This window comes from Enterococcus raffinosus, assembly GCF_018917525.1.
GTDB lineage: Bacteria > Bacillota > Bacilli > Lactobacillales > Enterococcaceae > Enterococcus_A > Enterococcus_A raffinosus_A.
Map to the genome: position 1 here is coordinate 37,664 of NZ_JAHLOS010000008.1, position 25,746 is coordinate 63,409.

Sequence of the window (25,746 nt, forward strand, 5' to 3'; positions counted from 1 at the left end):
TTCGCTTCCTCTCTATTGGAATGCCAATGCTGCGTAGAAGCCTTCACGAATGGCATTGCCGGCTTTATCGACTTTTTGACAATCGCCAATCAGCGTGGTTTTGATGGAATACTTCTCCCAAATCGCTTCGGCCACCTTGCTGTTGGATTTTTGTCCAAAGGCAGTGATGATCGTGTCGGCAGCAAGGACCTGAGTCTGACCATCCGCCGTTTCCACGACCACCCCTTGATGGGAAATTTCAGTCACCTTGGTTTCGGTCATGATTTCTACGTTATATTCCGCTAGCATGCGTTCAAGACTAATTTTATTAATAGACATAACATCGCGAGCACAGGTGTCCAGCATCTCCACGATAGTGACCTTTTTGCCTTCCATCGCCAGCTCCAATGCGGTGTCGCAGCCGGATAAGCCGCCGCCGCAGACAAGAATATTGTCGCCAGAAACTCCTTGAATATGAGCCTGCGTAACGTCAATCACTCGAGGATCATCCAAGCCGCTAATCGGCGGTGTTAAAGGAAGCGCACCGGTCGCGACAATGATCTCGTCGGCCACTACTAAGACTGGATCGTCTGCAGTGATTCGAGTATTCAGCTTGATTGCGACATTGAGCTTAGCCAACTGCACGCCGTACCAAGTGATCAAATCAGTGATCCGCTTTTTGAAGGACTTATTGGCAATCGCCCCAAATGTTCCGCCGATCTTGTCCGCGGCTTCGTAGATTGTAACGTCACAGCCACGCAAGGCAGCCGTCCGCGCGGCCTCCAGTCCTCCTGGACCAGCACCGATGATAACCACGTTTTTCTTCTCTGGCAGTTCATTTATCTCCAATGCTCCTTCCATACAAGCCTGCGGATTAACGGTACAGGACAGCTGGGTCAAGCGATTGAAAATTCGGCCAATACATTCTTCGTTGCAAAGCAGGCAAGGGCGGATATCTTCACGCTGTCCCGCTTTTATCTTATTAGGGAAGTAGGGGTCTGCGATCAATTGGCGCCGAAGCTGATGATGTCGGCATTGCCTGATTCTAATAAGTCCACGGCTGTTTCCATTGAATGATTACCGGCATTTAACAATGGGATATTGACATGCTTTCTGGCTTCCTCGCAGACATAGGCCATACAAGCCTCACCGGTATAGCGAGTCGGGAAGATGTAATCCATTGATTCGTAGCTGCCAGAGTCGATATCCAGCGCATCGACACCGGCTTTTTCCAGCAGTTGGATGATCGGCATCGAATCTTCTAATGTCCGTCCGCCTTGATACATGTGATCCAATGAAATCCGGAAGATAATTGGAAAATCCGGTCCAACTACGCCGCGGATCGCTTCCACAATCTCAGTCGCAAAGCGGGTCCGATTTTCCCAGCTTCCGCCATATTCGTCGGTACGCTGGTTCCATTGCGGGGAGATGAATTGATCGATCAAATAGCCCGCATGTCCGTGAATTTCCAGCGCGTCAAAGCCAGCGTTAAGGGCATATTGTGCGCCTGCTTCAAAGTCCTTCATAATCTCTTTGATTTCCTCCGTTTCTAACGGTCGGCAAAGAGTTTCGGGATCGTAAAAGGAAGGATTGGCAGACGAAGAGATCGGAACACGTTCGCCAATATTCGGCATCCCATTGCGACCGGTTCCGCAGCTGATTTGCAGGCAGATTTTACTGCCCCAGCGATGGACTCGTTCGACTAAAACGGTCGCTTTAGGGATCGCGCGGGTATTATGCAAAGCTAACGTTGGGCCGCCTTGAGCAGTTTTCTCATCTAAAAACATGGCGCCTGTTTTGATTAAGCCGACGCCACCTTTTGCTCGTTCTTCATAATAGCGGATGCCTTCTTCACTTTCTGTTCCATCCTGCATCGGGGTAAAAGTTCCCATGGCAGAGAAGGCGATGCGGTTTTTCAGCCGCATTTTATTGATGGTAAGGGGTTGCCATAACAGTTGGTAATTGTAATTTTTTATCTGGAGCACCTCACTTTCTACTGATTAGATCGCGGTCCAGCCGCCATCACAGGTCAAGATCGCGCCAGTAACATAAGAAGATTCCTTCGCCGCTAAGAAGACGATGGAAGAATCCAACTCACCATCGCGTCCAGGTCGATTCATGGTGGTTCGTAGCGTGATAAACTCGTTCATGGCTTCCATCGCTTCTGCGCTGTTTGATTCGGAGGCGAAAAAGCCTGGGCAAAGGGCGTTGACGGTAATGCCTTTTGGTGACCATTCTGCGGATGCCTGACGGGTCATATTGATCACGCCGCCTTTCGCTGTGGCGTATGGCAGGATCGGCAGTTCCTTCAATCCGCCTTTACCGAGAATAGAGGAGACGTTAATGATTCGGCCGTAGCCTTTTTCAAGCATGACACGACCAAAATACTTCATACAATAAAACACGCCATCTAAATCAAGGGCGATGACTTTGCGCCATGTATCCTCAGACAGCTCTTCAATTGGGCCGCCTTCGCCGCCGCCGGCATTGTTGACAAGAATATCGATTGTTCCGAAGGCTTCAACAACTTCTGCCACCGCCGCTTCGATCTTTTTGGTATCGGTTACATCACAAGTCACAGGAAGACATTTGACACCTAACGCTTCTATTTCTTTTGCGACATCCTTCAGTTTCTCGGTTCTTCTAGCAAGGATCGCGATATCGGCGCCTTGTTTAGCTAATGCTAGGGCAAATTGCCGTCCAAGCCCTGCTGATGCTCCGGTTACGACTGCTACATTTCCTGTTAAATCAAACATTTGATCTCCTCTTTCCTCAAAAATTATTTGTTAAGTTAAGCCTATCACAAGCCTTGGGCAACTACTTTAGGAGATAGACCAAAATAAAAAAGGCTTTTTGTGAAAACGCACAAAGTACTCTATAATCTAAAATAAAAGGATACTTTTGCCGACAGTTTAACGGGATAATAGAAGTGGAGGTGTGACTAAATGAAGCAGGAGCTGGATTTTATTGAGCTGTACGAGGAGATTTATAAATGCCTGCCAAGTAGAGATATTCAAAAATTGTTGGAGGTCTGCTATGAAATCATAGGTGTACCAGTTTTAGTGGTGGATATTTTGTACAATGTTTTGGGAAATGCACCAAACGAGCCGACGGGAGACCCTTTGTGGGATCATCTGATCACCGAACGAGGATTTGACACCGACCATATTGCTTCTCTTTACGAGGATGGGATCATTCAAACGGTGGATACAAAAAAAGCCCCGTATGTCGTTGATTGGGGATCAAGCAAGGAGCACCCTAAAATTCAAGGCATCATTAAGGTGAATGATATTGTCGAAGGCTACGTTACCATGTGCTGCACCAAAGAGGAAATCACCCCTGAACGGATGAAGGAGCTGGATATTATTATGAATATCTGTTCTTACTTTTTCACCCGTAACGATTCTGAAAGCAGTATGAACCTTACCTATCAGAAGGTATTTGTCAGTGAACTATTCAATAACCGGATTCGCAATGAAAAGCAGATTCAGACCTGGTTTTACAACATGCAATATGACCTGCATCCGCCATTTCAAATCGCCGCTATTCGTACAGAAACAGGGCAGGAGAAAAATGTACTCTCCTATATGCGCAAGGCGTTGCAGAAATTATCGAGGCACCAGATTATGTTGATCCAAAACAATATGCTCTATATTCTCCGTTATCTGCATGAAGAGGAGCCAAAGGGGAAAAATAACGATAGTATCGCGACAATTCTGGAAATATTCGGTTCTCAATGCGGCGTCAGTAAGAATTTCACTGATTTGCTGGATGTCGCTATTTATCAAAAGCAGGCAGAAGAGGCTCTTAATATCGGCAGAGAAATCGACGCAGGCAAAACCATCTACGACTATGAGGATTACTGTATCCCAGCGATTCTTTTGCCGCGAGTCAAGGAACTGGCTAAGGTCAGCTATATTCCTGAGGTGCTCAGTGAAATCACCGCCTACGATCAGGAAAATGGTACCGAGCTGCTGATTACCCTAAGATGCTATGTCAACAATATGCTGAATACGTCCATAACAGCCAAAAAGCTGCATGTTCACCGCAATTCGCTGCTTTATCGAATCGGGCGAATCGAAGAGCTTTTTCACTTATCCCTAAAGGACCCTGAGACCTTTCGAACCTTGCTGATCGCCTTTTACATGACGGAATTAGAAGAGCAGATTTATCATGAGTAGCTATACATAAAAAAATCCCCTAGTCTACTTGGCTAGGGGGTCGATTTTACTCCTTCGCCCAAGCGATGACCGGCGATAGCAATAAAAAGCTAAGCAACGTTCCTTCCCGTACCATCCAGGTCAAATGGAAGGAAAGAGCTAAAACGACAGCCAACACAATGCAAATCAGATCAATACTGTAGCGATAAAATTTAAAACTATGAGACGTTCGTTCAGCTAGAAAAAGACAGAATGTTTCAATCGGGAACTTAAGCAGCTGATATTTCAAGACTTTTCCCGTTCCGATGCCGGCGATGACCGTCCCTAGGATAAATAGCAAGCAGTTTAGCAAATAGGAATGCAGAGTAAACAGCGGAAAGACAACATAGGTAAAGAGATTGATGGTCGAGCCGAAAAGCAGTAAAGCAATACTCATGGTCAAATAGTTTCTTATTTTTCGTTGCGGATCCAGTAATATGCAGCAAATTAAAAATAGAAAATTCAAGCCTGCGGTAATGGTACCGATCTTCACTTGACTAAGTTCGGCCAAGGTCGCATTGAGAGAATTAAAACTGCTGACGCCAATATTGGCTTTCAAAGTCAAACTGATGCCAAAAGCACTGAGTAAATAGAATAAAAAAGAAAGAGTTAATGATTTACGATACATGATAGTTGTTCCTCCAATAACTAATTGATAGGATGAGTATGCCGGATCGAAAGAATTAGAACTAGGAGATATAGCCTACTGATGATTAAAAAGAGATATAGCAATACTGATAAAGACTTGATAAATCAAGCAAAGTTCCCTTTTTTGACAGAAAAAATCTTACAACAAAGTTTTCTCATCGATTATCAACGCAATGAAACCATTATTCGCCAATCCTCGAAATTAGATTATTTATTTATCCTATTGTCAGGAAAGGCGCGCATTATCCAGCAGGAGCCAAACGGGAAAAATCTGATCCTGCAATTTCTTGAGCCGGGAGATTTTATTGGTGAGTTGACGGTAGTGAAGGCAGAAGATGCCACGAAAGATGTCATCGCTATTGGTTTTGTTTGCTGCTTAGCGATTCCCTTGAGAGTGGTGGAGAATAATTTGATGAAAGAAGCAGAGTTCCCTAAATTTATCGCGAAATATATCGGAGAAAAACTTTTACTGCGGATGACGCATTTTTCACAGGCTCAAACCTTTGAGTTGAAATATCGTCTAGCCGCACTGTTATTGGAAGTGACAGTTAATGATCAGTATCACGAAAACAATACACAAATCGCTGATTATCTGGGCGTTAGCTATCGGCACTTGTCCCATACGTTCAAATATTTGTGGGAAAATGGGTATATTGAAAAGAAGAAAGCGGGCTATTTGATCCATCCAGAAAAGCTGCGTGAATTGATTCGCCTTGGAAATGAGGCTTAAAAAAGCAAAATTTCCAGAGAAATAAAACTAAATAATTCAATAAAATAGAAAAAACTCCTGATTTTAAAAAAAAATTAGGAGTTTTTTGTTTTGTAGATTTTTTTTTGGTATAGGTGAATAGTTTGAATAGCCAAGTTGGAATTGTTCAAAAATAAAGTGTTATTTAATTTAGCTATTTCTTCTTGCTCTATTTTGCGGACTACATATCGTTTAGATGAAATAAAAAACAGAATATCTTTAAATAGAATACGTTCAGCAATCAAAAAATCAATTGGTGAACGGATGATGTAGATGCCTCATTTTTATACTGTCGGATAAAGGGAATTTTAATTGTGCTGAGTCGAAAAAATTGTGATATGAAGATGAGAAACAATTTAAAGACTGCTTTTTATATCAATGAGAATCTTACAGTATAACTACTCGAATGGATTTAGAAGAATACTCACACCTGTCACAGTAATCACTATCGTAGTTATGAAAAGTTACAAAACAATTTTGGAAAAATTTGTATTGGAGGTAACAAGTCAACTCTCCAAAGTACGGAGTCAATCTGAGAAACTGTTTGTAATGTAACACAGATTATTTATTTAATACATAATAAACTTAATTTTTTTTGGTTTTGTTTAAAATTAATTGGTATTGCATTGGTTATAAGTTAATTATCAATTTATTTAAAAATAATTATAAAATTTGGGTATTAAATATGATAGGATTTTGGATGTGAAGGAGGTGAGAAAGAAATGAACCAGCGGAGAGTAATTTTTTTCTTATTACTAATTATTTTACTTCCGAATATGAATATCTTTTCTGTCAAGGCGGAGGAAATGACGACTTCTTTGTCAAGTTCATCCGATAAAACAGAACAAAGTACCGAAGATGGCTTGAAAACGAGCGAAGCTGCAAATACTACCGATAATACAAACCAAGTAAATGGAACGTCAGAGTCAACAGCTACTTCAGAAGAAGTGAAAAAAGCAAAAAATGATTCTGAAACAGAAGAAAAAACGATAGACAGTTCTGAAGCGAAAGCGGAAAGCGATGAGATTGAAAAAACGGATTTACGGCTTTTAGCAGCTAATGAGGCGGAAGTAAGTACGTGGGCTGATTTTGTAAATGCTGTTCGAGACGAAACCATCACCAAAATTATTCTAGCAACAAGTTTTGATAATCCTAGTGCATCAGATACGAGGCTGTCTACTTATGCTAGAAAAAATGATTTAGAGATTGACGGGCAGGGGCACCGAGTGAATTTTAAAGATTCGTCGATCTATTTAGCTTCACCACAAAATGCTATTGGGTCCTTCCACATGCATGATATTGTGCTAAATCAAACCTATGCTGGAGCCTATTCAGAAGACATCGTCGGAACTCGATTGATTACTGCGAACGGTGTCAAGTGGAAATATCGATTTGGGAATATCACCGCTGAGTCGGGGGTGCAGCGATTAGCCAGAGCATCTCATTCAGAGGTGAGAGTATATGGCAATATGGATATTAATACACGAGCGGAAAATTTCTATTTAGGCAGTCTCATTATGGAGGATGGAACCCAATATAAAGGGAACGTAAACTACTATAATTTCTCTGTCTTTTGGTACAACAATGCAGCGAATGCTGGATCAACCGGAGCTTCCAGAGAGTTTACAATCGGGAAGAATTGTCGTGTCGACGTTGGACAAACGCAAACTGCGGGGCGTACATATCCTGCTGTTTACCATCATTATCTTGCTCTAACGGTTGGCGAAAACAGTGTGTACAACGTGGATATGCCAGGAAATGCGGTACGTTTTGATGATGCTGGTGCCGGAATGACAATCAAAAAAGGTGCTGTCGTGAATTTGACGAGTAAACAAGCATCTGGTTCAGTAGTGGCCTTTAGTAACAATAATACCTATCTGAATGCAGAACCTGGGAGCTATCTTTATGTCATTGGGACAAGTAGTCAGCCTTTGATCAATTTAGCGGCGGATGCTACAGGAATCGCGAGTGTCAATCGAACAGGGAACTCCTTAACATTGAACAGCCCTGCGCAATATGATTTGCGAAATTTACATGATAGTCGAACGGCGGTAAATGTTGCTTATGGGAATACGGCAAATAACAAATTCTCTATTCTCGATTCAGATATCGATTTATGGAAGGTCGGTGTTCCTGTTCTTGGCCCATCGAATGAAACCTATGCTAAAGTTCCAAGTCTTGAGGTAGTCGGAAGCGGAAGTGGAGAAGTTGTAACGACATCGGTGGCTTCACTGAATCAATTCAAACAGGCAAATTACCGTCGAATTTCAGGAATGAATCAGAATCCAAAGATTGAATGGACGCCGGTTACAGATGCGGATAAAACGATCAAGGGACGCGTGATCATTGGAGAAGTACCTGATAATAATGGGTTAGTCGCTGGAGAAATCAAATATGTTCCGGTTTATGCTTCTGAGAATCAAGCGAAGGTCACTTTGACTGATACTTATGGGAATGTTCGAAATAATTTATTCACAGATGTAAATGGATATGTTTCTTATTCAGATACAAATGACCCGATCCAATTTCAAAAAGCTGGTGAAAAAATTTCAGGTATTGCCGAACGAGGACCTTGGCTCACACCTGATCCAATCGAGACAACTGTTATTGATGTAACACCACCAGAACCCGCTACAGTAGATCATTCGGACGCCATCCAAAGTACGACTACTAAGCTAACGGGAACTGGGGAGCCTAATAGTATTATAACATTAACCGTTAACGATCAGCCATCAGGGATTCCAGGACAGCTGGTCGGCGCGGATGGAAAATGGGAAGTGGATATCTCTAGTTTGCATCTTGTGAAGGATGATGTTCTTCAATTCTTTTTACAAGACCAAAGTGGACTCATCACTGAGCTTAGTGAAGCAGAACGTCCCAGCACAAATAACGCAACCGGTAATATCAATCCAAAAACTGATTTGAAGTATCGTGATGCGACATTCAAGGCAGCGACAAAAGCCACCGTGGTAGGGTATCTATCTTTGGCTTCAGTGCCAGAGGGACTAGAGTTTGGAAACAATCAAGTATCGAATAAAACAGAAGAATATCGTCCTACGGTCAACGGGGATTTGGTCGTTTCAGATACTCGCGGCGGGGCTAAAAAGCCTTGGCGGTTAACGTTAAGCCAATCAGAAGGGCTGACAAATGGCACGGTATCGCTTGGAGATACGCTTTATTACACTTCTCAATTAGGGGAAAAACAAATTACGGCAGCGACGCAAATCGTTGAGTCGGGAACCTTTGCCTCTGATGGCTCAAAGAATATATCAGCTGATTGGCAAGACAATAACGGGTTCAAGCTGACGATTCCAGTCGAAAAACAACGTGTGGGAGACTATTTAGGAAAATTGTCATGGAAACTAGAAGATGTCCCAGGAAATTAGGTGAGTAGATGAGACGATTCGTTATAAATAGTTTATTGATCATGCTGGCGCTCTTTACTACTACGCCTGTCCTCGCGGCAGATGCTAACTATGATAGTAATGGGGTTACAGCGTTTTACGGAAAATATGAATACCCAAAAGAAGATCCCGAAAAAGAACAGCCGTCAGAAAATGAAAGAAACAACCAAAGCTCCATGAATGGAGGAGCCTCAGAAACAACAGGTGGAACGGCAAATCAGTTAACAAGCAGATTACCATCTTATAAAGGGGAAGGCACCATCATTCCGGCAACGGGAGATACCTCAAACCTCTTCGCTTCGTTGATTGGCATTTTCTTATTGTCACTCGTCTTTTTTAAGCTAAAGGAGGTTGAGAATGCTGAAAAAAATTCAATTGTTTAGTTTTCTCCTCCTGCTCTTTACAGCCTTTGCTAGTCAAAAAGCCGTACAGGCCGATATTACTGATACTCATATGAAATATCAAAGTGGAGGAGGGACGACGGTGAAGCCGCTTGATCCTTTGCTGCCGGACCCATTAAAACCTGTAGTGCCGATTGACCCAACCAATCCAGCTGGTCCGCCAGATGGCACTGGCGGCAGTCTTTCCTTTGATTTTGCCTCTAGCTTTCAATTCGGAAATCAGGCAATTTCGACAAAAGATGAAACTTATTATGCGTTGCCACAGGAATACACTGATTTTGATGGGACGAAGAAAAAGGGTCCCAACTATGTTCAAGTAACGGATGTTCGTGGAACTGGCTCAGGTTGGCAATTGAGCGTGAAACAGAATGGTCAATTCCAAACCGCTGAAGCGCAAAAGCTTGCAGGTGCTGAACTATGGCTTAAAAATGGTGAAATGATCTCGACTCTTCCAGATTCTTATGCACCAAGCGCTAAGGAAACGATCGAAATGCCATTGGATTCGGAAGTCAATGTTATAACTGCGAACAATGAACAAGGAATTGGCACTTGGCTGTATCGGTTTGGCTCAGATGAAACCAGCGGCGGACGTTCGGTTCAGTTAAACGTTCCCGGCAGCTCGGTAAAATATGCAAAAAAATATCAAACTTCCCTAACATGGAGTTTAAAAGATGTACCTTAAGGAAACCTAAAAACGTTATTACGAGGAGAACACAACGATGAAAAAAGTGAAATTAATGACAGTCGCAACTTTAGCGGCACTATCTTTATCAACTGTTGGCGGACTGATTACACAGGCGGACTCAGTTGATTATGATTCAAATGGTGTAGTTGAATTTATTCCGAATACTGATCCGACAAAACCAGTTGATCCAACTGACCCAGATCCAACCAATCCAGTGGACCCAGTTGATCCGACTGACCCAACTGGTCCAAAGCCAGGGACAGATGGCCCGTTGTCGATTGATTATGCTTCATCATTAGATTTTGGGGTAAATAAAATTACCAATAAAGATGAAGTCTACTATGCTAGAGCGCAACAGTACAAAGATGGTCACGCGGCAACACCGAATTATGTTCAAGTTTCTGATAATCGCGGAAACAATGCCGGATGGACCTTGAAAGTAAAACAAAATGGCCAATTCAAAGCAACTGGGACATTGAACGATACATTAACAGGCTCTCAAGTAAAGCTGGTCAGTCCGACTGTAAACAGCAATTCAACTGCTGTCTTTCCAGCTGCAGCGGCAACGATTGAGCTTGATCCAGCCGGAACAGAAAGCTTAGTAATGTCAGCGAAAGTGAATGAAGGCGCTGGAACTTATTCTGATCACTGGGGAACAGTCGAAACAGTCAAAGAAAAAGATAAAGACGGAAATGAAGTAGATGCTGAAGTAACAAAGGCAATTACGTTATCTGTACCCGGCAGTACACCTAAAGATGCAGTGAAATACAGCACTTCATTGACATGGAGCTTATCAGACGTACCAGGAAACTAACACTAATCTAGGAGGATGTACCAATGAAAAAATTTGGTTCTTTATTTTTAGCAACGGCTATTTTAGCAGGAATTACCTTAACACCAGCAGTAAGTTTTGCGGCTGACGGCGGAGAATACGATTCGAACGGCGTGATTACTTTTACCCCCAACACTGATATAACTGATCCAGTTGATCCAGTAGACCCGACCAATCCGGTTAAGCCGGTTGATCCAACGGATCCAAGCGGTCCAAACCCAGGGACAGCAGGGCCATTGTCAATCGATTACGCGTCAAGTCTAGATTTTGGTTCACAAAAAATTACTTCTAAAGATGAAATCTACAAAGCAAAAGCACAAAAATATCTTGATAAGGATAGCGTGGAACAAACGGGTCCTAACTTTGTACAAGTAACTGATAATCGCGGAACTGAAAAAGGCTGGACATTACAGATGAAACAAAACAGTCAATTTACGACAGCAGATGCCGACGAGTTGACAGGCGCAGAAATCACTTTCAAAAACGGGAATGTCGTGACTGCTTCTGATTCAGAAAAACCTACAGGCCAAGCAACAATCGTCGCTGATCCATCTGGAGACTTGAAAAATGTTATGTCGGCAAAAGATGGTCAAGGTGCTGGAACCTACTTACTTGATTGGGGTACAGATGCCGCAACTGCAGCTGAAAGTATCGAATTGAGCGTACCTGGTTCAACAACGAAATACGCAAAAAAATACACAACAACATTTACTTGGGTTCTTAGTGACACACCAGGAAACTAATTAAAAAGAAGAATGAAAAAGGGATGTTTTCCAGCATCCCTTTCTTTCACTGAGAGGATAACGGTACGATGAAATTTAGAAAATATGTGATGCTGGCAGTTGCCATTTTAAGTAGTTTGATGCTGACGACACCGGGGATCGCATCGGAGTTCAACTTCGCGGTAACCCCTAAAACATCAGAAAACCAAATCGATAAGCAGAAGACGTATTTTGATTTATTATTGGCTCCTAATCAAGAGGATACTCTAACTGTGGATTTGCGAAATGATACAGATAAAGAAGTTGTGATCGAAGCACAGATAAATAGCGCAACAACAAATGGCAATGGTGTTGTTGAGTACAGTAAGAACGAGATCAAGCCTGATGAAACATTGAAATACAATATAAAAGATTATGTAGAAGCGCCCGAAGAGATCACACTAAAACCGCAATCAGCGGCTGAATATAAAGTAAAAATACATATGCCGAACGAAAAATTTGCTGGTGTCATTGCAGGCGGAATCACGTTTAAGGAAAAAACGACGGATCAAACCAACGTTTCTTCAGATAAAAACGATAAAGGCCTGGCAATCAAAAACGAATATTCTTATGTTGTGGCTTTATTGATGCGTCAAACAACTGAGAATGGTTCTCCTGATTTGAAGCTTCGAAGCGTGGTTCCCAATCAACGAAATGCTCGTAATGTCATTCAAGGGAATCTACAAAATCCTAAGGCGGCCTATTTAAATCAATTAACGACTAAAACGACAATCACACAAAAAGGCAGCTCCGAAGCACTTTATACGGATGAACAATCCGATATGCAGATGGCGCCGAATTCCAATTTCAATTTATCAGTACCGCTAAAAGGAGATCGCTTAAAGGCTGGTAAATATACCATGAAAATCGAAGCGTATGGTCAACAGGATCAAAATGGCAGCTATTCGTTTCAAAAAGAAGGCAGCCAGAAAGAAGAAAACTATCGCTACCATTGGACGTTGGAAAAGGATTTCGAGATCAAAGCAGATGTAGCTAAAAAATTAAATGATTCAGATGTCACGATCAGGAAAGATTATACATGGTTGTATATTCTGGTTGGAGTGATTCTGTTATTGTTGATCGTCATATTCTTAGTATGGCGTAAGAAGAAAAATGACAAAAAAGATCCGGTTTAGCCTCATTCTGATCTATTGTACGGCAGTAACACTATTATTCCTGCCATTTATTAAGCAAACGCTGATCATTTATCGAACACAAAACGTTGTGATCAGCCAGGCGAAAAAGGTTAGGACTACTGAAGAAATCCCATTAGAGGCTGTTCAGCCGCCTGATTTATCAGCTGTTTTGGCCTTTAAAGAAAAACAAACGTTTCAATCAGCTGGACAGCTCGTTATCCCAAAGGTCGAGATCGGTCTGCCGCTCTTTTCGGGAGTGACGAACGAACAGCTTTTGGTCGGTGCGGGGACATTATTTCCAGAAAGAAAAGCGGAAAGGCAAAATGTTGTCGTGATCGGCCATCATTTAGGACGAAATGATTTGTTATTTGGAAAGTTGCTGGAAATGACTGTTGGCGATACGATTTATTTGGAATACCAGAAACAGTTTTATCAATACAAAGTCAGTCAGACGAAAATGATTCATCAAACCGAACTTCAGGTTTTAGAAGACAATGGTAAAGCCGAGCTAACATTGATTACCTGTGATAAGCCGACTCATACTGAGCAGCGTTTTGTGGTAAAAGCTGAGCTGGTTCAGCAACCAACAAAAGTGATTAAACAAAAGCTGATTGAACATAAAAACCGGATACAGCATAAAAACAATCGACAAAATCAAAGCTACTGTATAATTGTATGGATTCTTTTTCTAGTTAGTTTGGCGATTGGAACAAGAATGATCATTAAAATCAGCAGGTAGTCTCATGGAAGGAGTGATAAGATGAAAAAAATGATGGCAAAATCATTGGTGGTAGTCTTTGGAGCATCGATTTTTCTATATTCAGAGCATGCATTAGCCAATACTGTTATTTATGATCCGCTGAATCCGCACAATACGATCACTCCAATACCCAATGCTGACCCTGAGCCGAGTGAATACCTGATAGATGGCGAAATAACGATGGAATCTGCTGAGTCGACGCCATCGCAGGATCAAAAAGATAATACAAATGTGGAAAACACGCAAAATAATGAAGTTCAAAGCAGCACCGTTCAAGTCGAGAGTCAGTCAGTAGCCTTATTGCCGACAGACGAGCTGAAGCAGGAGGATAAAACAGAAGATTTCTCAATACCAGATTCTTATCTGCCAAAAATGAAAAATCATCATAAAAATCAAGTCCTGATGTTAGACGATGATTTCTTTTCTTCTACGAAAAGTACAGCTTTGCCTCCTGATAGCGGCGGAGGCAAGGCTGGATCACTTAATAACTTTGCGGATATCGCGCAAAGTGCCTACTTACTATCAGGTGTCGTCTTATACGGCGAAGCCAACGGAAAATTTACGGCAAGGATGAGTGATTATTTTGCTGGATAGTCTATTAGCAAAAGAAGAGTGGCGAAAGCATCAGCTTTTAAGGCGTTTAGAGCGAAGTTCTTATTTTGCGTTGTCAAAAAAAGAGATTATGGATCATTTAGAGATCTCTAACTATGTACTTAAAAGCACGATAGAGCAATTAATTCAGGATCTTGAAAAATTTGGTTTAGCTCAGGAAATTCATCTCTTTTTAGAGGAACCCTTTGTTCAATTAGAAATTACCGGAACGGCTAGTTCGGAGACGCTTTTAGAAAAATATGTGGAAGAATCGATAGGCTTTAATATTTTATTGGGAGCAGTTTTAGGAGATTACAAGTCATTGAATGAATTTTCCGAGAAATCACTAATCAGTTATCCGATTGCATACAATAATTATAAGCTATTGAATAAATATCTCGCCCAATACGAGATGACAATCGATAAAAAGTTCCGTTTAAGCGGTGAAAGTGAAAAAAACATCCGTTTATTTTTGACCGAATTATTTTCACGCGTATATAAAGGCAGCTACCAAATTTTCAATCCAATAAAGGATAGCTATGTTCAAGCAAAGCAAGCGACGCTGCAAGATGATAAAATGACTGTTCATCAAAAAATCGGATTGCAACATTATCTCCATGTAACGAATTTGCGAATCAAACAGCAAAAATTTGTTGAGAAGGCACCCTGTGATGTTTTGTCTCAAGAAGATATCAGACAGACCATGAAAGAATCATTTTTTAACCGAGTGCCAGCTGAGTCGCGCGAAACAGAAGCAATTGCCTTTTTGACATATTATTATTCCCGTTCAGAGGAACTGAGTAAAAATTTAAGGTTGAATGAAGATAAACAAATTATGATCTGGAGTAAAAACTTACTGACAGGCCTTATCCAATATTTTCCCAAGTTGATTGAGCGTCCAGAAAAGTATGAGTATTTTTTGACAAGCAGTCACATTCTGCATTTTCAATTAAAAGAAGCAAGTCAAGCCAGTGAAACGCTGCAGCCAGAAATCAGTATCACTTACTTTCAGCAAAATTACCCGACAATATTAGAATTTTGCAGGATCTATGTGAAGCAGTTGGAAGTAACCGAGCCCGAATTGTATAAAAAGAAGAAACAAGTACTTTTTCAGTACCTTTTCCTGATTTTAGATTCATTTCCCAAAAATATTTTGGTTGAACCAATCAATGTGTATGTCGATTTTTCCTTTGGCAGTCTGTACAATCAGTTCATTACCGAGAATCTTAATTTCTTTCATCTAGTCGGTGCAAGAATCATTACAGAGATTGAAGCTGCGGATATCCTATTGACTGACTCAAGAGATTTAGGAAATGCCTATCATATAGATTGTGTAGTGTGGCTATCTCCGCCTCGTCCATTAGACTGGGCGAACTTAGGGCAAAAAATCATACAAAAAAGAACAGAAAAGTCGATTAAAACGTAGAGAGGATTTCTTTCTACGTTTTTTACTAATTTATTTTTGTTGCATTTGCAACAAAAATAAATTATGATATTCCTAAGAGATAGGGGGTTAATGATGATAGAAGTTCTCAGAGATATTGGAAAGATCGCCAGAGCTTTAGACTCGATCGCAAATATTGAGTTCAAGGACTATCAACTTTCTAAAGGCCAGTATTTATATTTGATTCGAGTTTTTGAAAATCCCGGCATTATTCCAGATAAATTAGCCGAAATGATCAAGGTCGATCGAACGACGGCTGCTCGAGCGATTAAAAAGCTAGAGGAAAAAGGTCTTATCAGAAAAGAAGCAGATGACGTAAATAAAAAAATTCGACGGTTATTTGTAACAAAAGAGGGTACAAAGCTAGTTCCGATTATTCAGTTAGAAAATCAATATTCCAATCAAATCGCTTTAAAAAACCTGTCAAAGAAAGAAATTGAGGCATTTTCCAAAACATTAAAAATCGTGGCAGCAACAATTGACGATGAGTGGACATCTGTAAAAAAAGGCAATAAAAGACCCTATCTGGAGCAAATAAACGAATGAGGAGCAAACAAATGACAAACTTTATCGCAGATCCATCTTTTTGGGAAGTTTTCCCTGAAGCGCAAATCAATGTATTACTCGTAAAAGGAATCGGAGACAATCACTCGAAAGAAAACGATTCCTACTTGACCAAATTATTAGCAGAAGGCAAAGAAGCCGCCAAACAATTTCTAACAGAGGAAACTTTTAGTCAAAACCCTGTCGTTGCCCAATGGCGCGGCGCCTTCAGCCAATTCAAAACAAAAAAGGGCGCCCGTTCGTCGATTGAGGCATTACTGAAAAGAGTCAGTCAGGATCGTGACTTTCATCCCATCAATCCGTTAGTCGATATCTATAATAGTATTTCATTAGAATTTGCCGTTCCCTGTGGTGGGGAGGACCTGCAAAAAATTGCAGGCGATATTCATTTAGGTCAAGCAGCCGGCGGAGAAGCGTTTTTACCTTTAGGTGCTGAAGCTGATGCGCCCGCTTTACCAGGAGAGATCATTTATTATGACGAAGAAGGCGCGATTTGCCGCTGTTTGAATTGGCGAGAAGCTCAACGGACGATGCTGACAGAAGAAAGTCAAGACGTCATTTTCTTTATGGAATCGATCAATGCCGAGCAAGCAGCACGTGCCAATGAAGCAATGCTGGAATTGCAAAAGCGGATCGCTGATTATTTTGGCATTGAAGGCACGGATTTTATTGTGGATTCGGAGCATCCGGAAGTGCAGGCTTAACGATTAAAAGCAAGGTTCTGGGAGAATGAATCCCAAACCTTGCTTTTGTTTATAAATACTTCGCAAGCCCTGCCGCGATCCCATCCTCATCACAAGACAGCGTCACATCATCGGCGATTTCCTTTAATTCTTCTACAGCATTGCCCATCGCAACACCGATTCCCGCGTATTCGATAATAGAGCGGTCGTTGTGTCCGTCACCGAATGCGATGATGTTCTCTGAATGGATGCCCATTTCAGGAAATACCGTATTCAACGCCTTCGCCTTATCAATTCCTTTGTCCGTAAACTCAAAATAGAACGGTGCAGAAAAGGCGGCGGTAACAGTTTCGTCAAAAGGCGCATGAAGTGCCGGTGCAACCTCCTGCAAATATGCTGGCTGCGCTGCGATCAAAATCTTATTGATCGGGAAGGTCGCGAAGGCTGCCAGATCATCAATCTCACAGAGCTTAAAATTCCCGCCGCGAGATTCATATTCAATAATATTGAATGCGCCATCAGGCAAATTCAGCATGCCATTGTAAACGTCATTTACATAAAGATAATCTTCTTTGTCAATCATCGGTATCACATCAAATTTTTTCAAGTGCTTCAGGATTGCTTGACCCGTTTCAACACTCATGGCCTGATTGAAGAGCACCTCTTTTGTCAGACAATCCGTGACGCGTGCGCCGTTGTATGAAACGAGAAAACCTTCATATTTAGTCATTTCCAATTGCTCCGCCAGCTCCAGCATGCCTGTCGTTGGGCGGCCTGAAGCCAAAATGACTTTGATCCCTTTTTTCTGTGCAGCGATCAAGGCTTGCTTGGTTTTTTCCGAGATTATTTTTCCTGTGTTCAATAACGTACCATCAATATCCAGTACGATTGCTTTGATAGTCATTCCATCACATCCTAATCAAGTTGATACCTTAAGTCTACTATCGGTCAGATGCGGTGTAAATGGTTTCATTTGTAAACGACGGTGGAAAATCAACGAAAAAATCCTGCTCTTGCTTGATAGAAGAGCAGGATATAGTATCAATCCGTCATTTAGTTTTTTTACGTGGATGACAGGAATCGAACCTGCACCTCGTATTAAATGAAACAAACCGTCGTTTTAAGTCCCACTTCTGAGTTTAAACACCAAGTTCATCCACAAGAAGAGTGTACGACGGTTAGCTTATAGAAAGCTTAAACGGATAATAGAAAACAAAAAAGAGCGAGAATCATTCATTATTTTTAGAATGTTCCTCGCTCTTTTCTTAATCTAAAAATGTCACAACTGAACTATAATGCTCTTTTACTTCGCTAAGAATTCCATCATCCGTAATCAACGCAGTTAATTGAGGAAGGGTGGCAAATGTCGCGATTGATTTTTTCTCAAATTTTGAACTATCAATTAGGGCAATTGTTTGCGAAGCTAACTCTACCATTCGTTTTTTTAATTCTACTTCATATAGATTGAAATCTGAAAGTCCTTCTGTAGCAGAAATGGCGTAGGCGGAGGTAAACAAGGTATCGATGTTAACTTTTTTTAGAATTTCAATTCCTAAAACACCTTCCACCGCATTCGAACGCCCCTTAACGACGCCACCGATTAATACAACTGTCAAATTTAGATTTTCTTTTAAAAGGGAAGCTGTTCGAAGGCCATTTGTCAAAACGGTGATGCGCAAGTCTGATTGACTAATCAGCTTTGCCAACTCATAGCAAGTAGAACTGGCGTCTAAGACAATACATTCACCATTTTCAATCAGCGGAAACGCCTTTTTGGCGATCTCGGCTTTCTTTTCAATATTCTTTTGTTTTCGAATGTCATAATTTTTATCGATTTTCAAGGTTTCGTCTTCTTTCGAACGAGTAGCACCACCGTGTGTTCGGATCAACATATTGTTAGCGCTAAGATAATTCAGATCTGAGCGGATGGTTGCCTTTGAAACAGATAATAATTCGGTCAAGTCATTTACGGAAACAGAATCCCGTTCTTGCAACAAAGCAAGAATTTTTTCTCTTCGTTGATTTGTATACATAAGCTGGTCCTCCAAAAGTTCTAATTAACTATAGTATATAGTAGTAGTACAAAAAAAACAACAAAAAACAGTGCTTTTATTTTCGTATTAATCGAATAAACACCCTTTATTTTCGCTTTTAGTAGATAAAACGAAAATAAACGAAAATAATGATTGACAAAACGAAAGTCAACGATTACTATGAGGGTATAAAGAGAAAAAGGAGAGAGAAAAATGAAAATTGGAATTGGATCAGATCATAATGCGTTTGAAATGAAACGTGAATTGTTCGCATATATAGAGGCAAAGGGCTTTGAAGTAAAGGACTATGGTTGCTTTTCTCCAAATGAAGTCGATTATCCAGATATTGCCTTTAATGTTGCAAACGGAGTAGTGCATCAGGAAATTGATCGTGGAATTCTCTGCTGTGGAACGGGGATTGGCATGGCGATGGCAGCCAATAAAATCCCAGGTGTAAGAGCCGCACAAGTTCACGATACCTATTCAGCAGAACGAGCACAATTAAGTAATAACGCACAAATCATTACCATGGGCTCAAAGGTTATTGGGTTAGAGGTTGCTAAGAAAATTGTTGATGAGTATCTGTCAGTCACATTTGAAGGCGGCAACTCTGGCAGAAAAATTGATCAAATCATGGAAAAAGAAGCCGAGTATTCAAAATAGGAGGAAAAATGATGAAATTCTTTTTAGACACAGCGAATGTAGAGGAAATAAAACGAATCAATCAATTAGGATTGGTGGATGGTGTAACAACGAATCCCACGATTATTTCCAAGGAAGGTCGAGATTTTAAAGAAGTGATCACAGAAATCTGCGGTTTGGTCGATGGGCCTGTAAGTGCAGAGGTGATCGCTCTTGATACCGAGAACATGGTGAAGGAAGCTAGAGATATTGCAACGTGGGCGGACAATATCGTTGTAAAAATTCCTATGACAGAAGATGGCCTGCGAGCAGTGAATATCTTATCTAAAGAAGGAATCAAGACTAATGTCACCTTAGTTTTTACAGTCGCACAAGGTTTAATGGCCGCTAAAGCAGGTGCAACGTTCGTTAGTCCATTTGTAGGGCGCTTGGATGATATCGCTACCGACAGCTTGGCGTTGATCAGCAATTTGAAAAAAGTGTTAACCCAATATGGTTATCAAACAGAAATCATCGCCGCGAGTATTCGCAGCTTAAAGCATGTGGAAGATGTTGCTGAGTTAGGTTCAGATATCGCAACGATTCCAGGTACTTTGTTCCCTAAACTATGGTCGCATCCATTGACCGATGCAGGAATTCAAGCTTTCCTGAAGGATTGGGAAGCCTTTAAAAAATAATTGTAGAAAAATTTTTGAAAGGAGGAAATATCATGCGTAAACCAATTGTTGGTATCAGTTTAAAGCTATATCAAAACCAAATTGACGATGCTCGAAATTTTGCCCACGCCATTGTTGAAGAAGTGGGTGACGAGAAAAAGATTGAACAATTCATGTGTCCCGGAATGGGTGTGCTTTATCCGGTAGCTATGATTTTGAAGGATTCCGAAATCGGTTTGGGTTCGCAAAACATCGCACCTGTGCCAAACGGCGCCTACACAGGAGAATTCTCGATTGAATCTCTAAAGGAAATGAAGGGTGGATATGCCGAGATTGGACACATCGAACGACGCACGCTTTTCAATGAAACGGACGATATGATCAATCAAAAAGTCCGCTTGGCACTAGATTACGAAGTGACACCGGTCTTGTGTATCGGTGAAGTTACGAAAACAGATGATTATCAAGAGATTAAAGCGCTAATGAAGAAACAACTATTTCTGGATTTATTCCAAATCGAGGGCAAGAAGGCAGAGAAAATTATTTTAGCTTATGAACCGGCTTGGGCAGTGGGGAAAACCTGCGCAGCCAGCGCGGTTCATGTACAACAAGTTCATGGATTGATTCGTGAATGCATCAAAGAATTGTACGATATCCAAACGGCAGAAAACATCCGCATCATATACGGCGGATCGGTTTCACAGGAAAACACAAAGTTAATCGTTTCCGATGAAAATGTCGATGGTGTATTCGTTGGTCGCTTTGGACATAATCCGAAACAATACGCGTCAATTGTTGAAACGGTAAAAAAAGTAAAGGAGGAGTAAACATGTTTGGCATTATTTTAGTATCCCACAGTCAGAAAATTACTGATGGGACCAAAGAAATGATCGAAGAAATGACAGGAACCAGCGAGGAAGTGCGAATCATTTCTGCAGGCGGGACCGGTGATGGGCGTCTGGGTACGAATTCAGTAATGATCATGGAGGCGATCGAAGAGAATGCCGATTGCGATCATATCTTAATCTTTTGCGATATTGGAAGCGCTATTCTGAGTTCGGAAACGGCAATTGATCTCATTGATGATGAAGAACTAAGCGCGAAAACAGAAATCATGGATTGTCCGTTAGTTGAAGGGGCCTTTGCGGCAGCCGTTCAAGCAACCGTCTGTCAGGAGAAAGCAGCAATCATTCAAGAATTAGCACAGATGTAAGGCTTTATTAAATAAAATAAAAGGAGCGAAAAAAATGAAATTTCTGAGAAGTATGGTAGGTTACATGATCGCCGGTACAATTGTAATGTCTGTTTGGAATGAATTAGGCAGTTTTGGCATCTTTGGCGGTTACTTGGCAGCTGGAATTATTATTGGACCCATGTGGTTTATGAATCATTATCTAAATTTGACCGGTAACGAAGATGACGCGGCTTTTGTGGATATGGGGCTGGCGATTGGTGTTTGTGGAATTGCTCGAGATACCTTCATGCAAGGCGGAGCTGTTTTCACGGATGCTTTACCAACGATTGCACTGGTAATCGTGGGCGCTGTACTTGGTGGGATCGTGGCAGCAGCGTTTGAAAAGAGTGTCGCAAAAGAAGAACAGCGTGATGAAAACGCTCCTGAACCAGGTATGACTGAAAAAGAACTGGATCGTTTAGTTGGCGAAGAGTAGTACTGAATAAGGAACGGAGGAAAATTAAATGACTTTGAGTTTAGGACTTGCAACAGTATGCGGCGGATTTTTATTTCCTTTTGTGATCCGTATGGCATGGGGAAAAATGGTGGATCACTGGGGAGCAATCGGCGGTTGGATGGCAGCACTCTTTATTGTTGGAACCGTTTGGTGTATTAATCACGGGATTTCAACCCCAATGATCGCTCAAACTGGTGCTTGGGTCGATCAAGGGTTGGCAGCGGGTGTCGGCGTTTGGGTAGCATCCGCATTGGTCGGCGGAAACGTGAAAAAATCACTTCCGAAAATCGCAGCTGCAGTTTGTGGCGGATTATTAGGCGGATTGTTATTGTCTTTATTCTTATAAAAATAAATTATTAACTAAAAAATGTATTTTAAAGGAGAAATGGGAAGATGAAACGTTTAATCAATGATGGCTATGAAGTTGTAGAAGAAATGCTGGAGGGGTATGCAGCAGCGAACAAACAATATGTGACGCTAGATCTAGAAAATCGTGTCGTTGTCAGTAAATTAATGAGTGAAGAACCGCGCGTTCGCGTAATTGTCGGTGGTGGATCAGGGCATGAGCCGATGTTCTTAGGCTATGTGGGAAAAGATTTTGCGGATGCGGCGGTTGTTGGAAACGTGAATACTTCACCGGCACCGGATGCTTGTTACGAAGCGGTGAAAGCGGTTGATAGTGGAAAAGGTTGTCTCTATTTATATGGAAATTACGCAGGCGATGTGATGAATTTCGATATGGGTGCGGAAATGGCGTTAGAAGAAGATGGTATTCGGGTAGAAACGGTCACCACTACCGATGATGTCTACTCGGCTAAAGATAAAAAAGATCGTCGTGGCGTGGCTGGCGACTTACCAGTCTTTAAAGTAGCTGGAAGTGCTGCGGCAAAGGGTTATGACCTAGATAAAGTCAAAGCAGTGACTGAAAAAGCCAATGACAATACTTATTCATTAGGTGTGGCGTTATCTTCTTCGACTTTACCTGTTACCGGCGAAGTGATTTTCCAAATGGATGAAGGCGATATGGAGATCGGTATGGGGATTCATGGAGAACCGGGAATTGAACGTCGTAAAGTTGAAAAAGCCGATGTGATCATTGATGAGATCATGAAGATCATTCTGGAGGATTCTAAAATTGCGGCAGGAGATGAAGTCTATGTACTGGTCAACGGTTTGGGGGCTTTACCGGTAATGGACCAATATGTCTGCTACCGTCGGGTCGATCAAATCTTGAATGAAAAAGGGATCAAGATCCACCGTACAGATGTGGGAAATTTCGCGACTTCGATGGATATGGCTGGGATGTCTGTCACATTAGTGAAGCTGGATGATGAGATCAAAGAATTGCTTGATGCACCATGTGATACACCTTATTATAAATTATAAGAAAAGGGTTTCATTTCTGGTATTAGGAGCTTCAAAAGGAACACGAAATTAGAAAGAATGAGGTGTGCTTTATGAGTGAAATGGTGTTAGATAAGCAGTTTTTTGCCAACAGTTTAGCGAAAATGGCAGAGCTTGCGGAAGTAAATCGTGATTATTGGACAAAGTTAGATTCAGACATTGGTGATGGCGATCATGGAATCAATTTAAGTATTGGCTTTCGAGCAGTAAATGCCAACTTGCAGGAAAATTTAGAAAAAGCGCCAGATATCAGTACACTGCTAAAAAAATCTGGCATGCTGCTGTTGAGCAAAGTCGGCGGCGCATCAGGCCCCTTATACGGCAGCTTCTTTATCAAAATGGGCAAAGATGATACAGGTAAAGAGACGATCACGTTCCCAGAATTTGCCGGGATGCTGAAAAATGGTGTCGAAGCCGTGCAGCTCCGGGGAAAAGCGGAACTACAGGACAAAACCATGATCGATGCGCTGCTTCCAGGGATCGACTATTTGGAAGCGCACAAAAACGATGGGGACGCCATTGCAGTAATGGAAGAAACCGTCGCGATCATGAAGCAGGGAGCAGAATCGACTATTCCTTTGGTTGCGAAAAAGGGTCGAGCGATGCGTTTAGGCGAACGTGCCGTCGGGCATAAAGACCCTGGATCGGAATCCTCGTGGATGCTGATGAATGTCTTTTTAGAGGAAATGAAAAAATAGGGTGAACGGAAGATTACTATGACAAATTTAGAACAAAAAGCATTGGAGCTGCGGGAGTGGATCATTCGCTCCCTGGCTTCAGCCGGATCGGGGCATCCAGGCGGATCACTTTCGGCGATTGATATTTTAACGACGCTTTATTATCAAGAGATGGATATCTCGGTGGAGAATTATGATCAAAAAGATCGCGACCACTTTATTCTTTCAAAAGGTCATGCGGCACCAGCTTTATATACGGTGTTAGCAGACAAAGGCTTCTTCCCGAAAGAAGAATTGCTTGATTTGCGAAAATTCGGCTGTCATTTACAAGGACATCCTGATCGGATCAAGACGAAAGGTGTTGATTCTTCAAGCGGATCGTTAGGCCAAGGCTTATCCATCGCGAATGGGTTGGCTTTGGCTCAGCGTTTAGACGGGATTCAAAAAAAGGTTTATATTTTGATCGGTGATGGTGAGCTGCAGGAGGGTCAAGTCTGGGAAGCCGCCATGACCACCGCCCATTACAAGCTGAACAATGTCGTTGCTTTTATTGATAATAATGGCTTGCAGATTGACGGAACGAACGATCAAGTGATGGGTGTGAAGGATATTGGTCAGAAATTTGCAGCCTTCAACTGGAACGTTTTGACTGCCGACGGACATGATTTTGATTCATTAACAGCAGCGATCAGGGAAGTAAAAGCACAGGAAAAAGGACCGACTGTCATCGTCTGTCAAACGACCAAAGGCAAAGGGGTAAGCTTTATGGAAGATCAAGTCGGCTGGCATGGCAAAGCACCTTCGTCAGAGGAAGCTGAAAAAGCGCTCGCTGAGCTGAAGGAGGCGTTGTAAGATGAAAAAAACTACAAGACAAGCCTATGGTGAAACGCTAGCAAAGCTTAAGGATCATCCCGACTTGGTCGTATTGGATGCCGATCTATCCGCCGCAACTAAAACAGATATTTTTGCCAAAGTAGCACCGGAAAAATTCTTCAATATGGGGATTGCTGAAGCTGATATGATTGGTACTGCGGCAGGACTAGCATTAGGAGGCAAGCGTCCTTTTGCCAGCAGCTTTGCGATTTTTGCAGCAGGACGGGCTTATGAACAGATCCGCAATGCAGTCGCGTATCAAAAATTAAACGTGACGATTGCCGCTACTCACGCTGGAATTACTGTCGGCGAAGACGGTGGGTCTCATCAGGCGATCGAAGATATTGCTTTAATGCGGGCGATTCCAGGGATGACGATTATCAATCCAGTGGACGATCTGGAAACGGAAGCTGCGATCGAAACGATTTTGGAACATGAAGGTCCGATCTATCTGCGTTTGGGCCGCTTGGCTGTTGAGCGAATCCACGAAGAGAAGCAATCTTTTGTAATCGGAAAAGGTGAAACGTTAGTGGAAGGTAATGATGGAACGATCATTGCGACGGGATTAATGGTGCAAGAAGCCCTCGAAGCGGCAAAGCAATTAGCCGAACAAGGTACTAAGATTCGTGTATTGAACTTTTCTACTATCAAGCCATTAGATGAAGAATTGGTCTTACAGGCGGCTAAAGAAACACCATGGATTATTACCGCTGAAGAACACAGTGTGATCGGCGGATTAGGTAGTGCGGTTTCAGAATTCCTATCTGAGAATCAACCAACAAAAGTGATAAAAATCGGCGTTCAGGATCAATTTGGCCAATCAGGAAATCCAGAATTGCTGAAAGAACATTACGGTTTGACATGGAAGAATATAATTAATAAAGTAAAACAATTAAGTTCCTAAGAAAAAAGCAGATCAAGCGAAAAAATTTCGT

At 41.8% G+C, this 25,746-nt stretch carries 29 protein-coding genes and 1 pseudogene; 23 read left to right on the forward strand and 7 right to left on the reverse strand.

Annotated elements, in window-relative coordinates:
• Positions 1 to 12 precede the first annotated feature (12 nt).
• The 3 genes from KQI58_RS22625 to KQI58_RS07460 all read right to left on the reverse strand — a co-directional run bounded on the left by KQI58_RS22625 (position 13) and on the right by KQI58_RS07460 (position 2,735).
• Positions 13 to 879 (reverse strand): NAD(P)/FAD-dependent oxidoreductase, encoded by an 867-nt coding sequence (locus KQI58_RS22625; RefSeq protein WP_253295834.1) that lies wholly within the window; start codon positions 877 to 879, stop codon positions 13 to 15.
• Between the two features lie 104 nt (positions 880 to 983).
• Positions 984 to 1,964: an NADH:flavin oxidoreductase gene (locus tag KQI58_RS22630; protein ID WP_367397922.1), complete on the reverse strand. Its 981-nt coding sequence runs from the start codon at positions 1,962 to 1,964 to the stop codon at positions 984 to 986.
• Between the two features lie 15 nt (positions 1,965 to 1,979).
• Positions 1,980 to 2,735 carry an SDR family NAD(P)-dependent oxidoreductase gene (locus KQI58_RS07460; protein WP_216407860.1) on the reverse strand — a complete coding sequence of 252 codons (756 nt, stop codon included), beginning with the start codon at positions 2,733 to 2,735 and terminating at the stop codon, positions 1,980 to 1,982.
• Positions 2,736 to 2,924: 189 nt separating this feature from the next.
• Between KQI58_RS07460 and KQI58_RS07465 the strand changes: the two genes are divergently transcribed.
• The gene (locus KQI58_RS07465) at positions 2,925 to 4,160 is read left to right on the forward strand and encodes a PucR family transcriptional regulator (RefSeq protein ID WP_216407863.1); all 1,236 of its coding nucleotides are present in this window, start codon (positions 2,925 to 2,927) and stop codon (positions 4,158 to 4,160) included.
• A gap of 46 nt (positions 4,161 to 4,206) precedes the next feature.
• Here the strand turns inward: KQI58_RS07465 and KQI58_RS07470 are convergent, their stop codons facing one another.
• Entirely contained in the window at positions 4,207 to 4,806 is a 600-nt protein-coding gene (locus tag KQI58_RS07470; protein ID WP_216407864.1) for a YczE/YyaS/YitT family protein, read from the reverse strand.
• 81 nt (positions 4,807 to 4,887) lie between these two features.
• Here KQI58_RS07470 and KQI58_RS07475 point away from each other — a divergent pair, with 81 nt between their 5' ends.
• The 12 genes from KQI58_RS07475 to KQI58_RS07530 all read left to right on the forward strand — a co-directional run bounded on the left by KQI58_RS07475 (position 4,888) and on the right by KQI58_RS07530 (position 16,856).
• The gene (locus tag KQI58_RS07475; RefSeq protein WP_216407865.1) at positions 4,888 to 5,556 is read left to right on the forward strand and encodes a cyclic nucleotide-binding domain-containing protein; all 669 of its coding nucleotides are present in this window, start codon (positions 4,888 to 4,890) and stop codon (positions 5,554 to 5,556) included.
• Between the two features lie 740 nt (positions 5,557 to 6,296).
• Complete coding sequence (locus KQI58_RS07480; RefSeq protein WP_216407866.1) at positions 6,297 to 8,960, forward strand: pectate lyase-like adhesive domain-containing protein; 2,664 nt, start codon at positions 6,297 to 6,299, stop codon at positions 8,958 to 8,960.
• An 8-nt stretch (positions 8,961 to 8,968) separates the two neighbouring features.
• Positions 8,969 to 9,361 (forward strand): LPXTG cell wall anchor domain-containing protein, encoded by a 393-nt coding sequence (locus KQI58_RS07485; protein ID WP_216407867.1) that lies wholly within the window; start codon positions 8,969 to 8,971, stop codon positions 9,359 to 9,361.
• Positions 9,336 to 10,061 carry a WxL domain-containing protein gene (locus KQI58_RS07490; protein ID WP_216407868.1) on the forward strand — a complete coding sequence of 242 codons (726 nt, stop codon included), beginning with the start codon at positions 9,336 to 9,338 and terminating at the stop codon, positions 10,059 to 10,061. Before KQI58_RS07485 ends, KQI58_RS07490 begins: the two co-directional genes overlap by 26 nt.
• A 37-nt stretch (positions 10,062 to 10,098) precedes the next feature.
• Positions 10,099 to 10,878: a WxL domain-containing protein gene (locus tag KQI58_RS07495; protein WP_216407869.1), complete on the forward strand. Its 780-nt coding sequence runs from the start codon at positions 10,099 to 10,101 to the stop codon at positions 10,876 to 10,878.
• Positions 10,879 to 10,901: 23 nt separating this feature from the next.
• Positions 10,902 to 11,639, forward strand: coding sequence for a WxL domain-containing protein (locus KQI58_RS07500; RefSeq protein ID WP_216407871.1), 738 nt, complete (start codon positions 10,902 to 10,904; stop codon positions 11,637 to 11,639).
• 68 nt (positions 11,640 to 11,707) lie between these two features.
• Positions 11,708 to 12,793 carry a DUF916 and DUF3324 domain-containing protein gene (locus tag KQI58_RS07505; protein ID WP_216407873.1) on the forward strand — a complete coding sequence of 362 codons (1,086 nt, stop codon included), beginning with the start codon at positions 11,708 to 11,710 and terminating at the stop codon, positions 12,791 to 12,793.
• Positions 12,771 to 13,532 (forward strand): class A sortase, encoded by a 762-nt coding sequence (locus KQI58_RS07510; RefSeq protein ID WP_216407875.1) that lies wholly within the window; start codon positions 12,771 to 12,773, stop codon positions 13,530 to 13,532. Before KQI58_RS07505 ends, KQI58_RS07510 begins: the two co-directional genes overlap by 23 nt.
• Positions 13,533 to 13,553: 21 nt before the next feature.
• Positions 13,554 to 14,147 carry a hypothetical protein gene (locus tag KQI58_RS07515; protein ID WP_216407877.1) on the forward strand — a complete coding sequence of 198 codons (594 nt, stop codon included), beginning with the start codon at positions 13,554 to 13,556 and terminating at the stop codon, positions 14,145 to 14,147.
• Positions 14,128 to 15,570, forward strand: a complete 1,443-nt coding sequence (locus KQI58_RS07520) for a helix-turn-helix domain-containing protein (protein WP_367397923.1) — start codon at positions 14,128 to 14,130, stop codon at positions 15,568 to 15,570. The genes KQI58_RS07515 and KQI58_RS07520 overlap by 20 nt, the downstream gene beginning before the upstream one ends.
• Before the next feature lie 93 nt (positions 15,571 to 15,663).
• Positions 15,664 to 16,134, forward strand: a complete 471-nt coding sequence (locus KQI58_RS07525; RefSeq protein WP_216407880.1) for a MarR family winged helix-turn-helix transcriptional regulator — start codon at positions 15,664 to 15,666, stop codon at positions 16,132 to 16,134.
• Positions 16,135 to 16,145: 11 nt separating this feature from the next.
• A complete protein-coding gene (locus KQI58_RS07530) occupies positions 16,146 to 16,856 on the forward strand; it encodes a B3/B4 domain-containing protein (protein ID WP_216407881.1) in 711 nt (236 codons plus the stop codon).
• Between the two features lie 49 nt (positions 16,857 to 16,905).
• On the opposite strand, the gene KQI58_RS07535 is transcribed toward KQI58_RS07530, so the two are convergent.
• The 3 genes and pseudogenes from KQI58_RS07535 to KQI58_RS07545 form a co-directional block, all read right to left on the reverse strand.
• Positions 16,906 to 17,739 (reverse strand): Cof-type HAD-IIB family hydrolase, encoded by an 834-nt coding sequence (locus tag KQI58_RS07535; protein ID WP_216407882.1) that lies wholly within the window; start codon positions 17,737 to 17,739, stop codon positions 16,906 to 16,908.
• Positions 17,740 to 17,900: 161 nt separating this feature from the next.
• A pseudogene (locus KQI58_RS07540) lies at positions 17,901 to 17,995 on the reverse strand.
• 105 nt (positions 17,996 to 18,100) lie between these two features.
• Positions 18,101 to 18,868, reverse strand: a complete 768-nt coding sequence (locus KQI58_RS07545; protein ID WP_216407883.1) for a DeoR/GlpR family DNA-binding transcription regulator — start codon at positions 18,866 to 18,868, stop codon at positions 18,101 to 18,103.
• A 213-nt stretch (positions 18,869 to 19,081) separates the two neighbouring features.
• Here KQI58_RS07545 and rpiB point away from each other — a divergent pair, with 213 nt between their 5' ends.
• From rpiB to KQI58_RS07595, 10 genes are all read left to right on the forward strand, one after another.
• Positions 19,082 to 19,531, forward strand: a complete 450-nt coding sequence (rpiB, locus tag KQI58_RS07550; RefSeq protein ID WP_216407884.1) for a ribose 5-phosphate isomerase B — start codon at positions 19,082 to 19,084, stop codon at positions 19,529 to 19,531.
• A gap of 11 nt (positions 19,532 to 19,542) precedes the next feature.
• Positions 19,543 to 20,187, forward strand: a complete 645-nt coding sequence (fsa, locus tag KQI58_RS07555; RefSeq protein WP_016178057.1) for a fructose-6-phosphate aldolase — start codon at positions 19,543 to 19,545, stop codon at positions 20,185 to 20,187.
• A 32-nt stretch (positions 20,188 to 20,219) separates the two neighbouring features.
• On the forward strand, positions 20,220 to 20,993 hold the full coding sequence (locus tag KQI58_RS07560; RefSeq protein ID WP_216407885.1) for a triose-phosphate isomerase family protein: 774 nt from the start codon (positions 20,220 to 20,222) through the stop codon (positions 20,991 to 20,993).
• A gap of 2 nt (positions 20,994 to 20,995) precedes the next feature.
• Complete coding sequence (gene dhaM, locus KQI58_RS07565; protein WP_216407887.1) at positions 20,996 to 21,379, forward strand: dihydroxyacetone kinase phosphoryl donor subunit DhaM; 384 nt, start codon at positions 20,996 to 20,998, stop codon at positions 21,377 to 21,379.
• 34 nt (positions 21,380 to 21,413) lie between these two features.
• Positions 21,414 to 21,836: a Lin0368 family putative glycerol transporter subunit gene (locus tag KQI58_RS07570; RefSeq protein ID WP_216407889.1), complete on the forward strand. Its 423-nt coding sequence runs from the start codon at positions 21,414 to 21,416 to the stop codon at positions 21,834 to 21,836.
• A gap of 28 nt (positions 21,837 to 21,864) precedes the next feature.
• Positions 21,865 to 22,203, forward strand: a complete 339-nt coding sequence (locus KQI58_RS07575; protein ID WP_216407891.1) for a Lin0368 family putative glycerol transporter subunit — start codon at positions 21,865 to 21,867, stop codon at positions 22,201 to 22,203.
• A gap of 47 nt (positions 22,204 to 22,250) precedes the next feature.
• Positions 22,251 to 23,243: a dihydroxyacetone kinase subunit DhaK gene (locus KQI58_RS07580; protein ID WP_216407893.1), complete on the forward strand. Its 993-nt coding sequence runs from the start codon at positions 22,251 to 22,253 to the stop codon at positions 23,241 to 23,243.
• Positions 23,244 to 23,314: 71 nt separating this feature from the next.
• Positions 23,315 to 23,959, forward strand: coding sequence for a dihydroxyacetone kinase subunit DhaL (gene dhaL, locus KQI58_RS07585; RefSeq protein ID WP_216407896.1), 645 nt, complete (start codon positions 23,315 to 23,317; stop codon positions 23,957 to 23,959).
• 18 nt (positions 23,960 to 23,977) lie between these two features.
• The gene (locus KQI58_RS07590; protein ID WP_216407898.1) at positions 23,978 to 24,790 is read left to right on the forward strand and encodes a transketolase; all 813 of its coding nucleotides are present in this window, start codon (positions 23,978 to 23,980) and stop codon (positions 24,788 to 24,790) included.
• 1 nt (position 24,791) lies between these two features.
• Positions 24,792 to 25,715, forward strand: a complete 924-nt coding sequence (locus KQI58_RS07595) for a transketolase family protein (protein ID WP_216407900.1) — start codon at positions 24,792 to 24,794, stop codon at positions 25,713 to 25,715.
• The last annotated feature ends 31 nt before the right edge of the window (positions 25,716 to 25,746 follow it).